Origin of the sequence: Sphingobium chlorophenolicum (genome assembly GCF_000722875.1) — a bacterium.
Taxonomy (GTDB): Bacteria; Pseudomonadota; Alphaproteobacteria; order Sphingomonadales; family Sphingomonadaceae; genus Sphingobium; species Sphingobium chlorophenolicum.
Window position 1 is genome coordinate 1 of the sequence record NZ_JFHR01000035.1, and the last position, 16,767, is coordinate 16,767.

The window sequence follows — 16,767 nt, forward strand, 5'->3', positions numbered from 1 at the left end:
CGTCGACCGTCTGACCCGGAATGTCGCGCAGCAGCGACAGCGCGCGTCCCAGCGTGCTCTTGCGCGGGGGGGCGTCGCGCATCGGGCGGCGCATAGGGGCGGCGATCAGCCCCGGCGGCAGGCGGGGCGACAGGCCCCCCAGCCAATAACCCCGCACCCGCCCCTGCCCCCGCCCCGACCATTTCCGAGCAGCAGCAGATAGAGGATGACGCTGCCGCCACCGGCATGACTTCGCGCCTGGAACGGGCTGGCGCGGACGAAGGCGCGAACGCGACCCAGTAAGCACCGGCGCGGCCCACCCCAAAAACAGGGCAGGGCAACGGCTTTGCAGGCCAGGATCGGATAGACGACAGGCGCGATCCGCCGGTCCTCTTGGACCGGCGCTGCTCCTTTGCTATATTGCGATTCATGGATCGTCGTAGTTTCACGAAGCTCGCTTTGAGCGGGCTGGCCTTTTCATTCCTTGCCGACAGCGCCGGACGTGCCGCGTCCCTGGGCGAAACGCTTCCCCAACCTGCTGCTCCACCGGCTCCGCGCCCCATCACCGGCGGCCCGCTTGCTGCCCAGCCCTATGCGAAATTGCTGGAGCGCGCCAAGGCCGCGCTCGACCAGCATGGCCATATGTTCACGCTAAGGGACCGCGTGGCGCTGGCCGATTTCAACGCGCCGTCGCGGGAATTGCGCTTTCATATCGTCGACCTGATCGGCGGACAGGCCAGTTCCTATCTGGTCGCCCATGGCCGGGGCTCCGACCCTGGACATTCCGGCTGGCTCCAGACTTTCTCCAACGAACCCAATTCGCTGGCGAGCTGTTCAGGCGCGTTCAAGACGGGCGAAATCTACGAAGGCCAGCATGGCCGGGCGATGCGCCTGGCGGGACTGGACCCGCAGAACAACAATGCAGAAATGCGCGCCATCGTCGTGCACGGCGCCGATTATGTGAGCGAGGACCATATTGCCACCTGGGGCAAGATCGGCCGCAGCGAAGGCTGCTTCGCCCTGGCCCGCCACATGCTGCCGCAATTTATCGGCCTGATGGGACCTGGCCGGCTGCTCTTCGCCGACAAGATCGTCGGCGGCGTGGCCTAAGCCAAGACCGGCATTCCCCTCAGGCGCGGGTCAATTCGCAAAAGGCACGCGCCATAGCGAATTCATCCCGGCGGCGCGCCGAACGGGCAGCGGCTTCGGCGTCCTCGCCCCATTGTTCAATTTCCCACGCCTCGTCGATTTCCGCGGCGGTCCAGATCGCGTCGCCGTCATGCCTCCCCTCCACGACGGCCAGGCCGCAGACCAGCGATCCCGACAGAGTCACCAACGCCGACAGGCCCGCCAGGGTGAAGGGATCGAAGGCGGCCACCGCCGCCGCCAATCGCTCCAGCGTCTCGGCGGGCTGATCGACCGGAATTATACCCTGCGTCACCCGGAAGGTGACGTCATAGCGGCGGCGTGCCCAATCGAGCAGCGGGTCCCATGCGGCAGCTTCGCGAGAGACCAGTTCCGCCGGTCCCTCGGCGCGGTAGCAGAGCAGGTCGCTTTCCCCATAGCGCGCAATGCCTGCGGCGAAGCTGTCGCTCTGCGGCGCGATCTGGTCGATGGCCCCGTTGGCAAGGCCGGTGAACGGCATGGAGCGCGGGTCGACCATATCGCCCTGGGCGTGCCATTCCTCGGCAATCGCTTCGGCAAGGCGCGCATGAGGCAAAGCCAGCGGAGCGCGGGCGGGCGTGCGGACCGGACGACCGTCCAACTGTATCTCGAAACCGGTTTCGCCCGGAACGACCGAAACATTCTTGTAGAAGCGTTTCATGATTGCGGCGGTTTCCTGAACAAGGCCAGCAGCAGGCGCGGCACGATCACAAATTGGAACAGGCCGACTACGACGAAGATGGCGCCCATCGCCTTGGCCTTGCTCCCCTGCACCCAATGGAAGCGCTGCATCAAGATGAGGAAGCCGAACATCACCAGCAAAGCGCCCGACAGGCGGAACAGGCCCAGCGCAAAGAAACGCTGACGGGCGACCTTTTCGGGGTCGACCGGCGGGATCGGCGGAATTTCGGTCATCGGCTAATGCCGGGCGCGTGGATATGTCCGCGCAATTCCGCACTGTCCATCGCCACGCTATGTGCGCCCGCCGCGATCAAATCCTGCGGCGGGTGGTATCCCCAGCCGACCCCCAGCGCTCGCGTGCCCGCCGTCAAAGCCATGTCGATGTCGAAGCTTGTGTCCCCAATCATCACCGTCGTTTCGGGAACGGCGCCCGCTTCCGCCATGGCGGTGAGCAGCATGGATGGATGCGGCTTGGACGGATGGCGGTCAGCGGTCTGAAGCGTCACGAAATGGGCATGGATGCCATGATGGGTGAGGCAGAGCCGCAAACCGCGATCCGACTTGCCGGTGGCGACCCCCAGCAGCCATCCATCGGCGTCCAGTTCGCGGATAAGCTCGGCTATCCCCGGATAAAGCGGTTCCGACACGGCATTTTCGCGGCGAAGCTGTTGAAAGGCCAGCTTGTAGCTTTCGGAGAGATGCTCGTGATAATCGGCCCCCGCCTCCGGCAGCAGCCGCGCCATGGCCAGCGGCAGCGACAGGCCGACCACCGACAGGATCGTCGCCCGATCCGGCGCGGTCAGGCTTTCCCCTTCGAAAGCGCGGATCATGGCCGTGCAGATGCTGTGCTGGCTGTCGACCAGTGTGCCGTCGCAATCGAACACGGCAAGCTTGTTCATCATGGCTTCTTGCGCGCCCCCCCGCCGGAGCCGCGCGCGCGCCTTTCGCCTTTGCGGCCCTTGCGGATTTGCTTGGCATGGGCACGGGCGGCCTTCTTCTCATCCTCACGCGTGGGTGCGCGGGCTATCTCCTCGTCCAGCGGCAGGTCGCCGGTGGACAGGTCGAAACCCAGCGAGGCAAGGCTGGCGGCGAAATGCTCCGGCAGTTCGGCGCGCACGTCGACCCGGCCGCCATCGGGATGATCGACGCGGATGCGGCGGGCATGGAGGTGCATCTTGCGGCTGATCGTGCCGCTCAGAAAGGCTTCCTTGCCGCCATATTTGCCGTCGCCGACGATGGGATGGCCGATGGCCGCCATATGGACGCGCAACTGGTGGGTGCGGCCGGTATAGGGTTGCAGTTCCACCCAGGCGGCGCGATTGCCCGCGCGCTCGATCACGCGGTAGCGGGAGCGGGAGGGAAGCCCCTCCTCCTCATCCACATGCATTTTTTCGCCGCCGGTGCCGGGCTGCTTGGCGATGGGCAGTTCGATCATGCCGTCCTCAATGGAGGGGACTCCCATAACGATCGCCCAATAAACTTTCCGCGCCGTGCGGCTGGAAAAGGCCTTGGCGAAAAAGGCCGCCGAACGGGCAGTGCGGGCGATCAGCAGCGCGCCGGACGTGTCCTTGTCCAGCCGGTGGACCAGCTTCGGGCGCTGGTCGAGTTCATATTCCAGCGCGTCGAGCAGGCCGTCGACATGATCGTCGGTCTTCGTGCCGCCCTGGGTGGCCAGGCCCGGCGGCTTGTTGATGACGATCGCCTGCGCGTCCCGGTGGATGACGATGCCCTGGGCGAAGGCGATCTGGTCGTCGGTCAGTTGCGGACGGACGCGCTTGGGCTTGGCGGTTTCGGCGGCCTTGGGTTCAGCGGGGGGCACGCGGATGCTCTGGCCCTCCGCGATGCGGTCGCCGGGCGCGGCGCGGGCGCCGTCGACGCGCAACTGGCCGGTGCGGGCCCAGCGCGAGACGGTGTTGAAGCCGACATCGGGCAGATGCCGCTGGAACCAGCGGTCGAGCCGGATGCCGTCATCGTCCGCGCCGACGCGGAACTGCCGGACATCCAGCGAAACGCCCTTGGCAGGGGATGGCTTGGCTGGCTTGGCAACGGCAGGCTTGACGGCAGCCGCCTTGGGACCGGGCTTGGGCGCTTCCGGCTTGCGGGCGCGAGCAGCCTTGACGGCGCCCCGCGCACGGCCCTGGGGAGCAGCCCCGGACTTGCGCGGGCCGGAGGGTTTGCCGGGAGGACGCCCCTTCATGCCACGCTCCTCATCACGGCCAGGCCGCCGGCCAGCGCGCCCACCGCGCCGATGACCGAAAAGGCGGCATAGGCCAGCGCCATGCCGAACTGGCCGCGCTGCATCATCAGCACGGTTTCCAGGCTGAACGAGGAGAAAGTGGTGAACCCGCCCAGCACGCCGACGGCGAGCAGCAACCGCGCCGGTTCGCCCGCGCCGCCGTTGAAGCGCGCCAGCCACCCGGCCAGCAGCCCCATGGCAAGACCGCCGATGATGTTCGCGCCGAAGGTTCCCCAAGGCCAAAGGGCGCCGGGGACCATCTGGGCTGCAAGACGTCCGAGCAGGTAGCGCAGCGCCGATCCGGCGGCGCCGCCCGCCATGACGAGAAAGATATTGGTCATGCCGCCCGCCCTAGCATTTTTGCGCGCATTGGGAAGCGATCATTGGCTTTTGGAACATGAGTTGGCGAAGTGGCGGGCATTGCATAAAGCCCCATAGGCTCAAACTTTTCCTATTCACTCCTAAAGCGGTGATTGCCAAACGCGATTCATCCGCCTATCTAGCCCTCAGCATCAAGAGTTGGGGCGACGCCCAACGCCAACCTGCCGATCCGGGCAAGGTGGCACTCCGTCAAAGGAGGATGTGGCCGATCCGGCAACCAAGCGGACCCCAGCCACATCGCCAGCGTCGCTCCGCAACGGGGAATGGCGAGACGTGCCGATCAAGATAGCCGACGACCTGCCCGCCCGCGCCATATTGGAGGGTGAAGGCGTCGTCGTCATGCGGGAGGCCGATGCGGTGCGGCAGGATATCCGTCCGCTGCGGATCGCGCTGCTCAACCTCATGCCGGACAAGATCAGCACCGAAACGCAGCTTGCCCGGCTGCTGGGCGCGACGCCGTTGCAGGTCGAACTGACGCTGGTGCGGATCAGCGACCATGTGTCGCGCAATACCTCCGCCGATCATATGGCGTCCTTCTACCGCCCGTGGAGCGATGTGCGGGACGAACGGTTCGACGGCTTCATCATCACGGGCGCGCCGGTGGAGACGCTGCCGTTCGAAGAGGTCAGCTATTGGGACGAACTGCGCGCCATCCTCGACTGGACGCAGACCCATGTGCATCGTTCGCTCAGCATCTGCTGGGCGGCGCAGGCGGCGCTGCATCATTTCCACGGCGTGGGAAAGCATGGGCTGGAGCGGAAGGCGTTCGGCCTGTTCCGGCACCATAATCACATGCCGTCATCGCCCTGGATGCGGGGCTTTTCCGACGATTTCTGCGTGCCGGTGTCGCGCTGGTCGGAAGTGCGGCGGCAGGATATTCCGGAGGGACGCGGCTTGCAGATATTGGCGGAGAGCGACGAATCCGGCCTTTGCCTGATCGGCGATCCGGGGCGCGGTTTCCTGCATATGTTCAACCATCTGGAATATGACACGCTGACGCTGGCGGAGGAATATGCGCGCGACGGGGCGCGGCAGTTGCCCGCTTATTATTTCCCCGATGACGATCCGGCCCAGACACCGCGAAATCACTGGCGCAGCCATGCGCATCTGCTGTTCGGCAACTGGATCGACGAAATGTACCAGACGGTGCCCTTCGACCTGGGCAGGGTTGGTGCGGCGGTGTTGACGGCGGCTTAGGGTGAAAGCGGTCCTATCCTGTTCCTCCCCATCGGGAGATGGGGCGTGACCTGCGAATTTCCCCTCCACCATCGGCTGCGCCGACGTCGAAGAGAGTCACGCGCCTCTCTTCGACCCTCCCCACGCTTCGCGTAGGGAGGATTTTACCCTTAGCGCCCATTGTCGGCGACGACGTCCACGCTGGTCTTGCCGCCGGGCGCTCCGGTGAACAGCAGGAAGAAGGCGCTGCCGTCATCCTTGCGCGATCCGCCCAGCACATGGTCGCCGCCCATCACCTGATGTTCGGCGTCGAATCCGGCGCGGCGGGCCTGGGTATAATAGAAATCCATCACGCTCTGCCACGGCACCGGCGTCACGAAAGTGGCGGCGCGCAGCGTGCATCCATCCTTTTCCGCGCCCGCAGCCTCTACCAACTGCGCGCCGGGATAGACGGTGAAGGGTTCCGGCAGGCGGCTGGCCCATTGCGTGCCCTGCACCAGTCGATCCCGGCAGAAGGCGTTGCCGCCGGGCTTTTTCTGTTCGCTGGCCACGGCGGCGAGGGCGGACGCGGATTCCTTCGCTTCCGCCTGCGCGGGCGCGGGCGTGGCGAGCAGCGTGCCGCCAGCCAGCTTCACGGCATCGGCCAGCCCCTTGGCCGCCGCCCCCGTCAACACCGGCAGCTTCGCAGTCCGCTGCGACTGGCCCGCAATCCGGGGATCGACCACGATCTGTCCCGCCAGCGCGTCGACCGCATTGTTGGTGAGCTGCGCGTCCAGCGCGTTCAGATCGTCCTTCTCCTTGCCGCATGCCGCCAACGACATAATGGCAAGCAACGGGAGAATGCGAAAAGATCGGACAGGCGCCATGACTTCAACTCCTTCGTAAACAAGCGATGAAGATCAGAGGTTAATTTTTCGTTAGGGATTTTGGTGAATCCCGGAATTTATCGGCATGGGGGCCAGTTTCCGCCGATTGGCATCGCCGCCCGCCTTGCCGGGGCGCGGTGGACGCTTCATCTATGCCGCCATGTTCACCATCCAGCCAGCACCGTTCCAGGGGGGAGGCATCCTCTGAACTCCCAGCCATCCTCCGAACAGGCGGTCCGGCGGGGCCTGATCGCCGCGATAGCCGCCTATGCCACCTGGGGCCTGCTGCCCATCTTCTTCCGGTTGCTCCACCATGTGAAGCCGGTGGAGATCGTCAGCCAGCGCATCCTCTGGTCGCTGCTGCTGGTCACGATCCTGCTGCTGGCGCGGCGGAACTTGCCTGCGCTGTGGGCCATATTGCGGGATCGCCGTCTGGTGCTGCCGCTGGCGGGTTCGGCGCTGATGATCGGCATGAACTGGCTGACCTATGTCTGGGCGGTGAATGCCGGTCATGTGATCGCCGCCAGCCTGGGCTATTTCCTCAATCCGCTGGTCAATGTCGGGCTGGGCGTGCTGCTGCTGCATGAAAGGCTGCGGCGCGGACAGGCAGTGGCGGTAGGGATCGCGGCGGTCGGCGCGGCCATCATGGCCGCCACGGCGCTGACCACATTGTGGATCAGCATCGCGCTGGCGCTGACCTTCGCCTTTTACGGGCTGATCCGCAAGCTGACGCCGGTCGCCCCGATGACGGGACTGGGCGTGGAGACGCTGCTGCTGACGCCGCCCGCCATCGGCTACCTGCTCTGGCTGTCGGCGCATGGCGGCCTCGGCTTCGGGCAGGATATGACGACGACCGTACTGCTGATCGTGACGGGCGCGGTGACGACGGTGCCGCTGGTGCTGTTCGCGACCGCCGCGCAACGGCTGCCCATGGCGACGCTGGGCCTGCTGCAATATCTGGCGCCGACGCTGCAATTTCTCTGCGGCATCCTGCTGTTCGGGGAAAAGCTGACGACGGGCCAGATGGCCAGCTTCGCGCTGATCTGGCTGGGCCTGATCCTGTTCGCGACGGACAGTCTGACCGCTGCGCGACGCAACCGTCTGGCAGCGGCTTAGGGTGTGTGGGGGTTTAGTTCAGGGCGGGCTGCAAATGGTTGAAGGGAGTCGCGATACAGGCTGGGCCGCGTGGACAAATTAGGAAATGCCGGGAAATGGCCAATGGCGGACGTTAATGCTTCCCCTCCCCTTCAGGGGAGGGGACCGAGGGGTGGGGGTGTGCCCCACGCGAAAGCTGTCCTGTAACGGCACGCCCCCACCCCAACCCCTCCCCTGAAGGGGAGGGGCTTAATGTCCGCTAACCACCTAAATCACTTAGTCCAGCGGGTCTTGAATTTGTCTACGCGGCCCAGGCTTTAGGCGAATTCAGTCGCTTCGAACCGGACAGCTTCGCCCACCGCCTGGTTGGCGAGCGCGTCTTCCCACATGACGCGATGGCCGCGGATGATGGTGCCGATGGCCTTGCCGGTCAGGTCCATGCCCTCGAAAGGCGACCAGTCGCAGCGCGAGGCCAGCCAGTCGCTGCCCACGGTCCAGCGCTTCTTCAGGTCGACCACGGTGAAATCAGCATCATAGCCCAGCGCGATGCGCCCCTTCCCTACCAGGCCGAAGACGCGCTGCGGGCCAGAGGAGGTCAGTTCGATGAAGCGGCGAAGCGACAATCGTCCCTCCGCCACATGGTTGAGCAGCAGCGGCACCAGCGTCTGGACGCCGGGCATGCCGCTGGGCGAGGCGGGATAGGGTTTCGCCTTTTCCTCTATCGTATGGGGCGCATGGTCGCTGCCCAGCACATCAGGCACGCCCTGGTTCAGCCAATGCCACAGGCCGTCGCGATGGGCGCCCGACCGGATCGGCGGGTTCATCTGCGCATAGGTGCCCAGGCGCGGATAGGCATCCTCCGCCGCCAGGGTCAGATGCTGGGGCGTCACCTCGCAGGTGGCGATATCCTTGTTGCGGGCGATATATTCCAGTTCGGCGGGCGTCGTCACATGCAATATGTGGATGCGGCGGCGCGCCTTGCGGGCCAGGTCGATGATGCGCTTCGTCGCAATCATCGCGCTTTCGTCGTCGCGCCAGACGGGGTGGGAGGACGGATCGCCCTCCACGCGATAATCCTTGCGGGCGTTCATCCGCGCCTCATCCTCGGCATGGATGGCGACGCGGCGCGTGCCGCTGGCCAGTACGCGGGACAGGGCGTCGTCATCGTCCACCAGCAGGCTGCCGGTCGATGCGCCCATGAAGATCTTGACGCCCGACGTGCCGGGAATCCGCTCCAGTTCCTTCAACTGCCCGGCATTGTCGGCAGTGGCGCCGACATAGAAGGCGTGGTCGCACCACATGCGATGATGGGCGCGCTTCAGCTTGTCATGCACGCGGTCGGCGGTGTCGGTGTTGGGGTTGGTGTTGGGCATTTCGAAGACGGCGGTGACGCCGCCCAGCACCGCGGCGCGGCTGCCCGATTCCAGATCTTCCTTATGCTCCAGCCCCGGTTCGCGGAAATGGACCTGGCTGTCGATGCAGCCGGGCAGCACGTCCAGGCCGGTGCAGTCGATCACCTCCCCCGCGTCGCCCAAGGATGTGCCGATGGCGACGATCCGGCCACCGCTGACGCCCACATCCACGCTTTCCGCGCCGCCGGGGGTGTGGACGGTGCCGTTCTTGAGAAGAAGGTCGAAAGTCATGTCAGTGTCGCCTGCTTTGGATGGGCTTGGATATGGTTGCCGACTGTCCTACCTAAAGCCGATGACCGGCACCACCCTAACCGACCGCGCGCTCCTTAGAATTTCGGGCGAGGAGGCGAAAATCTTCCTGCAGGGCCTGTTGACCCGCGATGTGCCGGGGCTGAGGGCGGGCGAACCGCGCTGGACGGCGCTGCTGACGCCGCAGGGGAAGGCGCTGTTCGACTTCATCCTGTGGGCGGACGGCGACGATGTGCTGATCGATTGCGAGGCTGCGCAGGTCGACGCGCTGGCGAAGCGGCTGACCATCTACCGGCTGCGGCGCAAGGTCGCGATTGCGCGGGAGGAGTCGCTGGCGGTGCATTGGGGGCTGGAGGCTGCGGACAAGCCTTTCGATCCCCGGCTGCCCGCTTTGGGGCATCGCTGGATCGCTCCGGCGGACGGGGGCGATGCTTCGGCGGCCTTCCGGGCGCACCGGCTGGCGCTGGGCGTGTTCGAGGGGGTCGGGGAACTGGGGCAGGACCAGATTTTGTGGCTGGAGACCAATGCCGGGGAACTGGGCGGCGTCGATTATGACAAGGGCTGCTATGTCGGGCAGGAAAATACCGCCCGCATGCATTATCGCAATAAGGTGAGCCGACGGCTGGTGGCGGTGCCGATCGCGCAGGCGGACGAGAAGCGCCAGAAGGCGGCGCTGCCCGACCTTGGTCTGTCGATCGAATTGCGGCGGGTGGAGGATATCGATCCCGCCGCCTTGCCCGACTGGCTCTCCGGCGCGATGGCGGAGCAGGCCGCCGAATGAAGCGTGTGGTGTTCGCGCTGCTGGGCGCGTGGCTGCTGGTCGCTCCGGCGCAGGCGGAAACGCGGTGGAAGCTCGTTCGCAGCTATCCGCACGATTCGGCCGCCTTTACTGAGGGGCTCTTTTACCATGACGGCGCTTTGTACGAGAGCACCGGGCTGGAGGGCGAATCCGAAATCCGCAAGGTCGAGCTGAAGAGCGGCAAGGTGCTGAGCCGCCGGATCGTGCCGCGCCCCTATTTCGGGGAGGGGATCGTCAACTGGAAGGACCGGCTGATCAGCCTGACCTGGCGGCATCGGCAAGGCTTCGTCTGGAAACTGGATGATTTCTCGCCAGTGTCCCAGTTCCGTTATGAAGGTGAAGGCTGGGGGCTGACGCAGGATGGGCGCAGCCTCATCATGAGCGACGGCACGGCGCAATTGCGGTTTCTGGACCCTGAAAGGCTGACCGAGGAACGGCGGATCACGGTGACGTGGAACGGCCGTGCCGTGGATCGGCTGAACGAACTGGAATATGTGAAGGGCGAGATCTGGGCCAATATCTGGTATGACAGCCATATCGCCCGGATCGACCCGCGCACGGGGACGGTCATCGACTGGATCGACATCGCGCCGCTCGTTAAGGCCAGTGGGGCCAAGGACAGCGAGGCTGTGGCCAACGGCATTGCATATGACGCGAAGGCCGACCGGTTGTTCGTGACAGGAAAGAACTGGGCCAAATTGTTCGAGATAAGGATTGAGCGGTGATTTGGGCGGTGGATGGTAGCGACGTTCTTAATCCTCCCTGCGAAGCGTGGTGGAGAGGAAATGGGGAGACCTGCGTATCTTCCCCTCCACCACCGCTTTCAGCGGCGGTCCCCCTCCCCATCGATCGATGGGGAGGAATAGGATGGGTCTGCTTTCCACTCATAGTAGCATGATCGGAAGTGACGCCGTTAAAGCCCTAAACGGCTCCAGAATTCGTCCGGCTTGACTGGTGTGGCGCATTCGGGGGTGCGTTCGACGCGGCTCCAGGACGAGTGCGGGATATGGATTTGCGGGCTGGAGCCAGCACGGCGGCGCTGGCGGGTACGGGAGGCATTCTGGGTCATCGTCTTCTCCTGTCGAGGAGGAACACGAAACCTTGCGTGGTCGCTTCAGTACCGTGCGCTTTAGCCGTTGGTGACGCGGAGCAAGCTGACATCCTTCAAAAGCCGCGGAGCGTTGCGCTCAGCGATATATCTACTCTTTTCATAGAGAGATGGAAGATAGCTTTGCTTGCACCGCCCAGAAGACAGGTTTCAGGCGCAACGCGTCCGTCAGAAGGCCACGTTATAGATGAACCAGCCTACAATCAGCAGACTCGTCACCACGCACAGCCGATCACCGAAAATGTCGATACGCGACATCGTTTCCATCCTTCCTTGGCCGAGCGATCTTTGCCGCTTCGTTTCGAAAGGATAAACCATCAGAGCCGATAAAGGAATAGGATAAGTGCGGCGAAACGCCCCGCCAATCAGGCGAAGCGATAAGTCCTCATCTTGAACTCAATTGGCGCCATATGGCCGGAAAGCCGCCAGTCCGACGACTTTTCGCTGAAAATCAGGATATTAGACCCCGATGTTTCAGAAAGGACCGGGTCGCCTCCTCCGGGCCCCGATAAGCCTCCTGAAACTCCGCGCTCCAATATTTGAGGTCGTCGAGATCGATCCGCGCGCCCGAAACGGCGCACAGCACGAACTGCCCCGGACGCAGGATGTCGAAATGCGGCGTGTCGTAATGCAGCACCGCCAGCCCTTGAATATCCGCCATCAGTCGCCGGTCAGGATGCGATCGACAAGCTGCTTCACGGTCGGCACGAACCCGTTCGAATAAAAGGGATCCTGCTTGAACTTATAGGCGCCATGGCCCGCGAAGAGCAGATTCTTGTCGAGGTCGCCGCCATGGACCGCCTCCTGCAACGACTTCTGGATGCAGAAGCTGCGCGGATCGGCCAGGCGGCCGGTGGAGTTGGTCTCGCTGTCCATCCAGCTTGAAAAGGCGCATTGGCTGAGGCAGCCCATGCAATCGGTCTGATCCTTGCGGATTTCGGCCTTTTCCTCTTCGGTCACGAAGACCAGCGTATTGTCCGGCGTCTTGAGCGCGGAGGTGAAGCCCTGCCCAACCCATTCGCGGGCGCGCAGCAGGTCGCCCCGCGTCACCCAGAAATTCTTGCCCTTCACCCCGGCGTCAAGCTGGTGCGTGTGGTCGCCCGCCTGCTCGGTGCTGAAGGGAATCTGCCGTTCTGAACGCGCTTCCAACTGGCGCAGGAAGGGATTGCGGACGGCCGAACTGTAGAAGCCGGTCGGCGAGAAACGGTGCAGCAGCACGTCGCCCGGCTCCAACTGCATCAGCCGCTCTTTCCAAAGCTGCGGGATGGGGCTTTCCTGCGTCAGCAACGGACGGGTGCCGAACTGGAACATGATCGCGCCCAGTTCCGGATTGTCGATCCAGTCGTTCCAGTCCTTGAGCGCCCAGACGCCGCCCGCCATGACGATCGGCACGTCGTCGGAAATGCCGCCTTCGCGCATGGTGGCGCGCAGGTCGCGGACGCGGGGATAGGGGTCTTGGGGAAGCTTCGGGTCTTCGGCGTTGGACAGGCCGTTATGCCCGCCCGCCAGCCAGGGATCTTCATAGACCACCGCCGCCAGCCATTCCGAAGCCTTGGAATAGGCACGCTTCCAAAGGGCGCGGAAGGCGCGGCCGGAACTGACGATGGGCAGATAGCTGACGCCATAGGATGCGGCGATTTCGGACAGTTTGTACGGCATGCCCGCGCCGCAGGTGACGCCCGCCACCATGCCCCTGGTCTTTTCCAGGACGCCGTGCAGCACCCGCTGCGCCCCGCCCATTTCCCAGAGGACGTTGATGTTGATCGCGCCCTTGCCGCCCGCGATTTCGAAGGCGCGCTTCACCTGTTCGACCGCGCCGTCGATGGCGTAGGCGATCAGTTCCTCATGCCGGTCGCGGCGGGTGCGGCCATGGTAGATTTGCGGGATGACGTTGCCGAAACTGTCATAGCTGTCCGCGTTCACCGCCGACACCGTGCCGATACCCCCGGCCGCGGCCCATGCGCCGGAACTGGCGTGGTTGGAAACGGCTACCCCCTTGCCGCCCTCGACCAGCGGCCACACTTCACGGCCGCCATAGATGATGGGCTTCAACCCCTTGAACAACGCAATCTCCCGCGCAAAAATCCCGTGGCCCCGACCACTTAAATGCCGCCCTATAGCAGCTTTGCAGTCGAATGACGAATATTTGGCCGCGCCCTACCCTAAAATAGGGGGGCTGGATAGTGCCTCGCCATAAAGGGTTGCATAGGCGTCAACCATGGCGGCTTCGGTGAAATCGCGCCCGGCGCGAAGGCGGTTGGCCTCGCCCAGCCGTTCGCGAAGGCCCTGGTCGCGGGACAGGATGCCGAGCGCGGTGGCAAGGCCCGCCTCGTCCGGGACGACGAACGGCCGGTTTTCGGGCGCGACCATATGGGCGACGTCGCCCACATCCATGGAGGCTATGGGCAGGCCCGCCGCCATCGCCTCTATCAGCGAGATCGGGAATTGCTCGCTGTCGGAAGAGAGCGCGAAAATGTCGAACAGGCCGATGAAGCGCCACGGTTCGCTGAGGAAACCGGCCATGCAGATATCGACGCCATGCGCCCTGGCTTCGGCGAGTATGGCGTCGCGTTCCGGCCCCTCCCCCACCACCGCCAGTTGCAGCCGGTCGCGATGCGGCGCGACGGCGCGAACCAGGCGCGGGATATTCTTGACGGCGCGCAGACCGGCCAGCGTGCCGACCACCAGCTTGCCGGGCTGATGGTGGAGCGCCGGGATGGCGTCCAGTGCAGGCATCTGCGCGTAGCGGGCGGTGTCGATGCCGTTGCGGATCAGATGGACCTTGGCGGCGGGTTGCCGCCAGACCTGCCGGGCGACGGCGTCCAGCCGGATCGACGGGACGACCAGCGCATGGGCGCGCTGCAACGCAAGGCGGCGGTAGAGATTGCGCTGGGCTTTCAGGCCGGTCGCCTCGTCCGCGTTGAACCCGTCCTCATGGTGGATCAGCGGCGGCAGGTTGAGGGACCGGGCATGGATGCGATGCGCCATCACCGCATCCATCGCGCCCCAATTATAGCTGAGGATCAGGTCGTAGCCCGACAGGAATTCCGCAATTGCGCGGAAGCGCTTCAGGCCCGGCTTGCCCGCCATCGGGGGGGCTTCGGGAAAGTCGGCCGGCGTGGCGGGATCGATGGCGTCGCGGGCGCTCATCAGATGCGGGGCGGCGCTGACGATGCTGTGGCGGGCGCGGTCGCCCCACAGGTTCATCAGGCGGACGGCGCGGGCTTCCTTGCCGCCCAGCGAGAAGCTGCCATGGACATGCAGCAGCCTGGGCGGGTCTTTTCCGGCTGTCAAAGCCAGGTCAGCCATTCAAGACCCGCGCCAGCAGCCGGTCTATGGCAAAGGCCGACGCGGGTTCGTCCAGTAGCGGGGCATGGCCGACATGGGGGACGGTCGCCAGTTCCGCGTCGGGGCCGATTTCCTGCGCCATGCGCTCGGCCGTAGCGGCGGACAGCAGGTCGGACCGCTCGCCGCGCAGCAGCAGCGTCGGGATGCCGCGAAAGGCCTGCATCACCGGCCACATGTCGAGCCCGGCTTCGTCGCTGGCGACGCGCAGCGGTTCAGCGATGCGCATGTCGTAATCCAGGACGATGCGGCCCGCGCCGGTAAGCCGATAGAGCCGCTTCGCCATGGCGAGCCATTGGTCCAGTCCATAGGCCGGATAGATGTCTCGGCTCGATTCCTCCAGGGCGCGGGCGGCGTGGACCCAACTGGGATGCGACTGGCCGATGCCGACATAGGTGCGGATGCGGGCGAGGCCCGCCTCCTCCAGCGTCGGCCCCACATCGTTGAGCAGCGCGCCCGCCAGCCATTCGCGATGGGTCGCGGCGATCAGCATGGTGATGATGCCGCCCAGCGACGTGCCGATGGCGACGAAGCGGGTGATGGCCAGGTCGGCCACCAAGCGGCTGATGTCCTGCAAGTAAGTGAGCGGGACATAGCTCATCGGGTCTTTCGCCTGCGCGCTTTCGGCGCGGCCCCGCATGTCGGGGCAGATCAGGCGCCAATCCCCGGCGAGACGGGCGGCCAAAGGCTCGAAATCGCGGGCGTTGCGGGTCAGGCCCGGCAGGCAGAGCAAGGACGGGCGGCCATCCGCGCCGCCCCCATAATCGCGATAATGGAGCCTCAGCCCGTCGGGGGACCACCAATATCCGTCGCTATAGCTGCTCAAGCCGCTTGATCCTTCCGCCCTGCATCCCCCATATCGCCGCATGCGCCCTGCCCTGCAACCCGCCAAATATAGCCCCGCGAATGAAATCGTCGCGCTGCAACCCGATTTCGCCGATCCGGTCGCGGCGGCGGACTTTCCGCAGGCGATCCTGCGTTTCCGCAACGACCGCTGGGCTTCGGCGGTGGGGCTGGACGGGCTGAGCGACGAGGAGTGGGTGGCGCATTTCGGGCGGTTCGCGCCGCTGGAGGGATCGCTGCCGCAGCCGCTCGCGCTGCGTTATCATGGCCATCAGTTCCGCGTGTATAATTCCGATATCGGCGACGGGCGCGGCTTCCTGTTCGCGCAGGTGCGGGACGGGGCGGGCCGGTTGCTGGACTTGGGCACCAAGGGTTCGGGGCAGACGCCCTACAGCCGCTTCGGCGACGGGCGGCTGACGCTGAAAGGCGGGGTGCGGGAGATATTGGCGACCGAGATGCTGGAGGCGTTGGGCGTCAATACGTCCAAGACATTCTCCATCATCGAGACGGGCGAGGCGCTGGAGCGCAATGACGAACCTTCCCCCACGCGGGGCGCGGCGATGGTGCGGCTCAGCCATTCGCATATCCGCATCGGGTCGTTCCAGCGGGCGGCCTATCATGACGACAGGGCTTTGCTGGAGCGGCTGACAGACTATGCGCTGACCCGGCTTTACGGCGAGGCGCCGGGCGACAATCCGCCTGCGCAACTGCTGGGCCGCGTGGTCGAGCGGACCGCCGATCTGGCGGCCAGCTATATGGTCGCGGGTTTCGTGCATGGCGTGCTCAACAGCGACAATATCAATGTGACGGGCGAGAGTTTCGACTATGGGCCGTGGCGGTTCACGCCGCTTTGGGAGCCGGGCTTCACCGCCGCCTATTTCGACCGTGACGGGCTTTATGCCTTCGGGCGGCAGGCGGAGGCGATCCACTGGAATGTGGCGCAACTCGCCGTGTCGTTGCGCCCCTTGGTGGAGGCGGAGCCGCTGATCGAACAGTTGGAGCGTTTTCCCGCGCTTTACGCACAGGCGATGACCCGGCGCTTCTGCTGGCGGCTGGGCGTGGTGGAGACGAACGACGCCTCCGCCATGATCGAGGCGGCGGTGCGGGGGATGATCGCGAGCGGGACGCCGATCGATCGCTTCTTCCAGGATTGGCGAGGCGGCGATCCACGCGGCGGCACGGCTTATGCGGGGGAGGAATGGGCTGGATTCCGCGAAGCTATTGCCGGATTTGAGGCCAGCGGAGCGAAGGATCATCCCTATTGGGCGGACGCGTCGCCCTGCTCCATGCATATCGATGAGGTGGAAGCCATCTGGAGCGCCATCGCCGAGCGCGACGATTGGGCGCCGCTGCATGCGAAGGTCGCCGCGATCCGGCGCATGGGCGATGCATTGGGCGATGCGCCACCCCTTCCCTAACGCCCCATTATCCTC

General features: G+C 65.1%; 18 protein-coding genes and 1 riboswitch. Of the genes, 6 read left to right on the forward strand and 12 right to left on the reverse strand.

The window, feature by feature from the left end; translation table 11 throughout:
* Positions 1 to 408 precede the first annotated feature (408 nt).
* Positions 409 to 1,089, forward strand: coding sequence for a murein L,D-transpeptidase catalytic domain family protein (locus BV95_RS14435; RefSeq protein ID WP_037453254.1), 681 nt, complete (start codon positions 409 to 411; stop codon positions 1,087 to 1,089).
* A 19-nt stretch (positions 1,090 to 1,108) separates the two neighbouring features.
* Here BV95_RS14435 and BV95_RS14440 read toward each other — a convergent pair whose 3' ends face one another.
* Genes BV95_RS14440 through crcB form a run of 5 tightly spaced genes read right to left on the reverse strand, consistent with a single transcriptional unit; the run spans position 1,109 to position 4,401 of the window.
* Positions 1,109 to 1,804 (reverse strand): ATP12 family chaperone protein, encoded by a 696-nt coding sequence (locus BV95_RS14440; protein WP_037453257.1) that lies wholly within the window; start codon positions 1,802 to 1,804, stop codon positions 1,109 to 1,111.
* The gene (locus tag BV95_RS14445) at positions 1,801 to 2,058 is read right to left on the reverse strand and encodes a hypothetical protein (protein ID WP_037453260.1); all 258 of its coding nucleotides are present in this window, start codon (positions 2,056 to 2,058) and stop codon (positions 1,801 to 1,803) included. Before BV95_RS14445 ends, BV95_RS14440 begins: the two co-directional genes overlap by 4 nt.
* The gene (locus tag BV95_RS14450) at positions 2,055 to 2,726 is read right to left on the reverse strand and encodes an HAD-IA family hydrolase (protein ID WP_037453262.1); all 672 of its coding nucleotides are present in this window, start codon (positions 2,724 to 2,726) and stop codon (positions 2,055 to 2,057) included. The genes BV95_RS14445 and BV95_RS14450 overlap by 4 nt, the downstream gene beginning before the upstream one ends.
* Complete coding sequence (locus BV95_RS14455; protein WP_037453264.1) at positions 2,723 to 4,021, reverse strand: RluA family pseudouridine synthase; 1,299 nt, start codon at positions 4,019 to 4,021, stop codon at positions 2,723 to 2,725. Before BV95_RS14455 ends, BV95_RS14450 begins: the two co-directional genes overlap by 4 nt.
* Positions 4,018 to 4,401 carry a fluoride efflux transporter CrcB gene (crcB, locus tag BV95_RS14460; protein ID WP_037453267.1) on the reverse strand — a complete coding sequence of 128 codons (384 nt, stop codon included), beginning with the start codon at positions 4,399 to 4,401 and terminating at the stop codon, positions 4,018 to 4,020. The genes BV95_RS14455 and crcB overlap by 4 nt, the downstream gene beginning before the upstream one ends.
* 163 nt (positions 4,402 to 4,564) lie before the next feature.
* Positions 4,565 to 4,672: riboswitch (SAM-I-IV-variant riboswitch) on the forward strand.
* Positions 4,673 to 4,714: 42 nt separating this feature from the next.
* Here crcB and BV95_RS14465 point away from each other — a divergent pair.
* Entirely contained in the window at positions 4,715 to 5,638 is a 924-nt protein-coding gene (locus BV95_RS14465; protein WP_037453270.1) for a homoserine O-succinyltransferase, read from the forward strand.
* Positions 5,639 to 5,787: 149 nt separating this feature from the next.
* On the opposite strand, the gene BV95_RS14470 is transcribed toward BV95_RS14465, so the two are convergent.
* The gene (locus BV95_RS14470) at positions 5,788 to 6,483 is read right to left on the reverse strand and encodes a hypothetical protein (protein WP_037453272.1); all 696 of its coding nucleotides are present in this window, start codon (positions 6,481 to 6,483) and stop codon (positions 5,788 to 5,790) included.
* 249 nt (positions 6,484 to 6,732) lie between these two features.
* Here BV95_RS14470 and rarD point away from each other — a divergent pair, with 249 nt between their 5' ends.
* Entirely contained in the window at positions 6,733 to 7,599 is an 867-nt protein-coding gene (gene rarD / locus BV95_RS14475; RefSeq protein ID WP_081873394.1) for an EamA family transporter RarD, read from the forward strand.
* Between the two features lie 296 nt (positions 7,600 to 7,895).
* Here the strand turns inward: rarD and BV95_RS14480 are convergent, their stop codons facing one another.
* Positions 7,896 to 9,221 (reverse strand): dihydroorotase, encoded by a 1,326-nt coding sequence (locus BV95_RS14480; protein ID WP_037453275.1) that lies wholly within the window; start codon positions 9,219 to 9,221, stop codon positions 7,896 to 7,898.
* Between the two features lie 61 nt (positions 9,222 to 9,282).
* On the opposite strand from BV95_RS14480, the gene ygfZ reads away from it, so the two are divergent.
* Both ygfZ and BV95_RS14490 read left to right on the forward strand, forming a co-directional pair.
* Complete coding sequence (gene ygfZ / locus BV95_RS14485; RefSeq protein WP_037453278.1) at positions 9,283 to 10,020, forward strand: CAF17-like 4Fe-4S cluster assembly/insertion protein YgfZ; 738 nt, start codon at positions 9,283 to 9,285, stop codon at positions 10,018 to 10,020.
* Positions 10,017 to 10,763 (forward strand): glutaminyl-peptide cyclotransferase, encoded by a 747-nt coding sequence (locus tag BV95_RS14490; protein WP_037453281.1) that lies wholly within the window; start codon positions 10,017 to 10,019, stop codon positions 10,761 to 10,763. The genes ygfZ and BV95_RS14490 overlap by 4 nt, the downstream gene beginning before the upstream one ends.
* 188 nt (positions 10,764 to 10,951) lie before the next feature.
* Here the strand turns inward: BV95_RS14490 and BV95_RS24360 are convergent, their stop codons facing one another.
* The 5 genes from BV95_RS24360 to BV95_RS14510 form a co-directional block, all read right to left on the reverse strand.
* Positions 10,952 to 11,107 (reverse strand): hypothetical protein, encoded by a 156-nt coding sequence (locus BV95_RS24360; RefSeq protein WP_169804653.1) that lies wholly within the window; start codon positions 11,105 to 11,107, stop codon positions 10,952 to 10,954.
* A gap of 490 nt (positions 11,108 to 11,597) precedes the next feature.
* A complete protein-coding gene (locus tag BV95_RS14495) occupies positions 11,598 to 11,807 on the reverse strand; it encodes a DUF2093 domain-containing protein (RefSeq protein ID WP_037453283.1) in 210 nt (69 codons plus the stop codon).
* Complete coding sequence (locus BV95_RS14500; RefSeq protein WP_037453286.1) at positions 11,807 to 13,210, reverse strand: NAD(P)H-dependent flavin oxidoreductase; 1,404 nt, start codon at positions 13,208 to 13,210, stop codon at positions 11,807 to 11,809. Before BV95_RS14500 ends, BV95_RS14495 begins: the two co-directional genes overlap by 1 nt.
* A 93-nt stretch (positions 13,211 to 13,303) precedes the next feature.
* The gene (locus BV95_RS14505; protein ID WP_037453289.1) at positions 13,304 to 14,455 is read right to left on the reverse strand and encodes a glycosyltransferase family 4 protein; all 1,152 of its coding nucleotides are present in this window, start codon (positions 14,453 to 14,455) and stop codon (positions 13,304 to 13,306) included.
* A complete protein-coding gene (locus BV95_RS14510) occupies positions 14,448 to 15,317 on the reverse strand; it encodes an alpha/beta fold hydrolase (protein ID WP_037453292.1) in 870 nt (289 codons plus the stop codon). Before BV95_RS14510 ends, BV95_RS14505 begins: the two co-directional genes overlap by 8 nt.
* A 40-nt stretch (positions 15,318 to 15,357) precedes the next feature.
* On the opposite strand from BV95_RS14510, the gene BV95_RS14515 reads away from it, so the two are divergent.
* Complete coding sequence (locus BV95_RS14515; protein ID WP_037453295.1) at positions 15,358 to 16,752, forward strand: protein adenylyltransferase SelO; 1,395 nt, start codon at positions 15,358 to 15,360, stop codon at positions 16,750 to 16,752.
* The last annotated feature ends 15 nt before the right edge of the window (positions 16,753 to 16,767 follow it).

What these genes read in the sequence shown, in the direction of transcription:
- BV95_RS14435 (WP_037453254.1), top strand. Translation starts at nt 409, where the DNA reads ATGGATCGTCGTAGTTTCACGAAGCTCGCTTTGAGCGGGCTGGCCTTT.
- BV95_RS14440 (WP_037453257.1), bottom strand. Translation starts at nt 1,804, where the DNA reads ATGAAACGCTTCTACAAGAATGTTTCGGTCGTTCCGGGCGAAACCGGT.
- BV95_RS14445 (WP_037453260.1), bottom strand. Translation starts at nt 2,058, where the DNA reads ATGACCGAAATTCCGCCGATCCCGCCGGTCGACCCCGAAAAGGTCGCC.
- BV95_RS14450 (WP_037453262.1), bottom strand. Translation starts at nt 2,726, where the DNA reads ATGATGAACAAGCTTGCCGTGTTCGATTGCGACGGCACACTGGTCGAC.
- BV95_RS14455 (WP_037453264.1), bottom strand. Translation starts at nt 4,021, where the DNA reads ATGAAGGGGCGTCCTCCCGGCAAACCCTCCGGCCCGCGCAAGTCCGGG.
- crcB (WP_037453267.1), bottom strand. Translation starts at nt 4,401, where the DNA reads ATGACCAATATCTTTCTCGTCATGGCGGGCGGCGCCGCCGGATCGGCG.
- BV95_RS14470 (WP_037453272.1), bottom strand. Translation starts at nt 6,483, where the DNA reads ATGGCGCCTGTCCGATCTTTTCGCATTCTCCCGTTGCTTGCCATTATG.
- BV95_RS14480 (WP_037453275.1), bottom strand. Translation starts at nt 9,221, where the DNA reads ATGACTTTCGACCTTCTTCTCAAGAACGGCACCGTCCACACCCCCGGC.
- ygfZ (WP_037453278.1), top strand. Translation starts at nt 9,283, where the DNA reads ATGACCGGCACCACCCTAACCGACCGCGCGCTCCTTAGAATTTCGGGC.
- BV95_RS14490 (WP_037453281.1), top strand. Translation starts at nt 10,017, where the DNA reads ATGAAGCGTGTGGTGTTCGCGCTGCTGGGCGCGTGGCTGCTGGTCGCT.
- BV95_RS24360 (WP_169804653.1), bottom strand. Translation starts at nt 11,107, where the DNA reads ATGACCCAGAATGCCTCCCGTACCCGCCAGCGCCGCCGTGCTGGCTCC.
- BV95_RS14495 (WP_037453283.1), bottom strand. Translation starts at nt 11,807, where the DNA reads ATGGCGGATATTCAAGGGCTGGCGGTGCTGCATTACGACACGCCGCAT.
- BV95_RS14505 (WP_037453289.1), bottom strand. Translation starts at nt 14,455, where the DNA reads ATGGCTGACCTGGCTTTGACAGCCGGAAAAGACCCGCCCAGGCTGCTG.
- BV95_RS14515 (WP_037453295.1), top strand. Translation starts at nt 15,358, where the DNA reads ATGCGCCCTGCCCTGCAACCCGCCAAATATAGCCCCGCGAATGAAATC.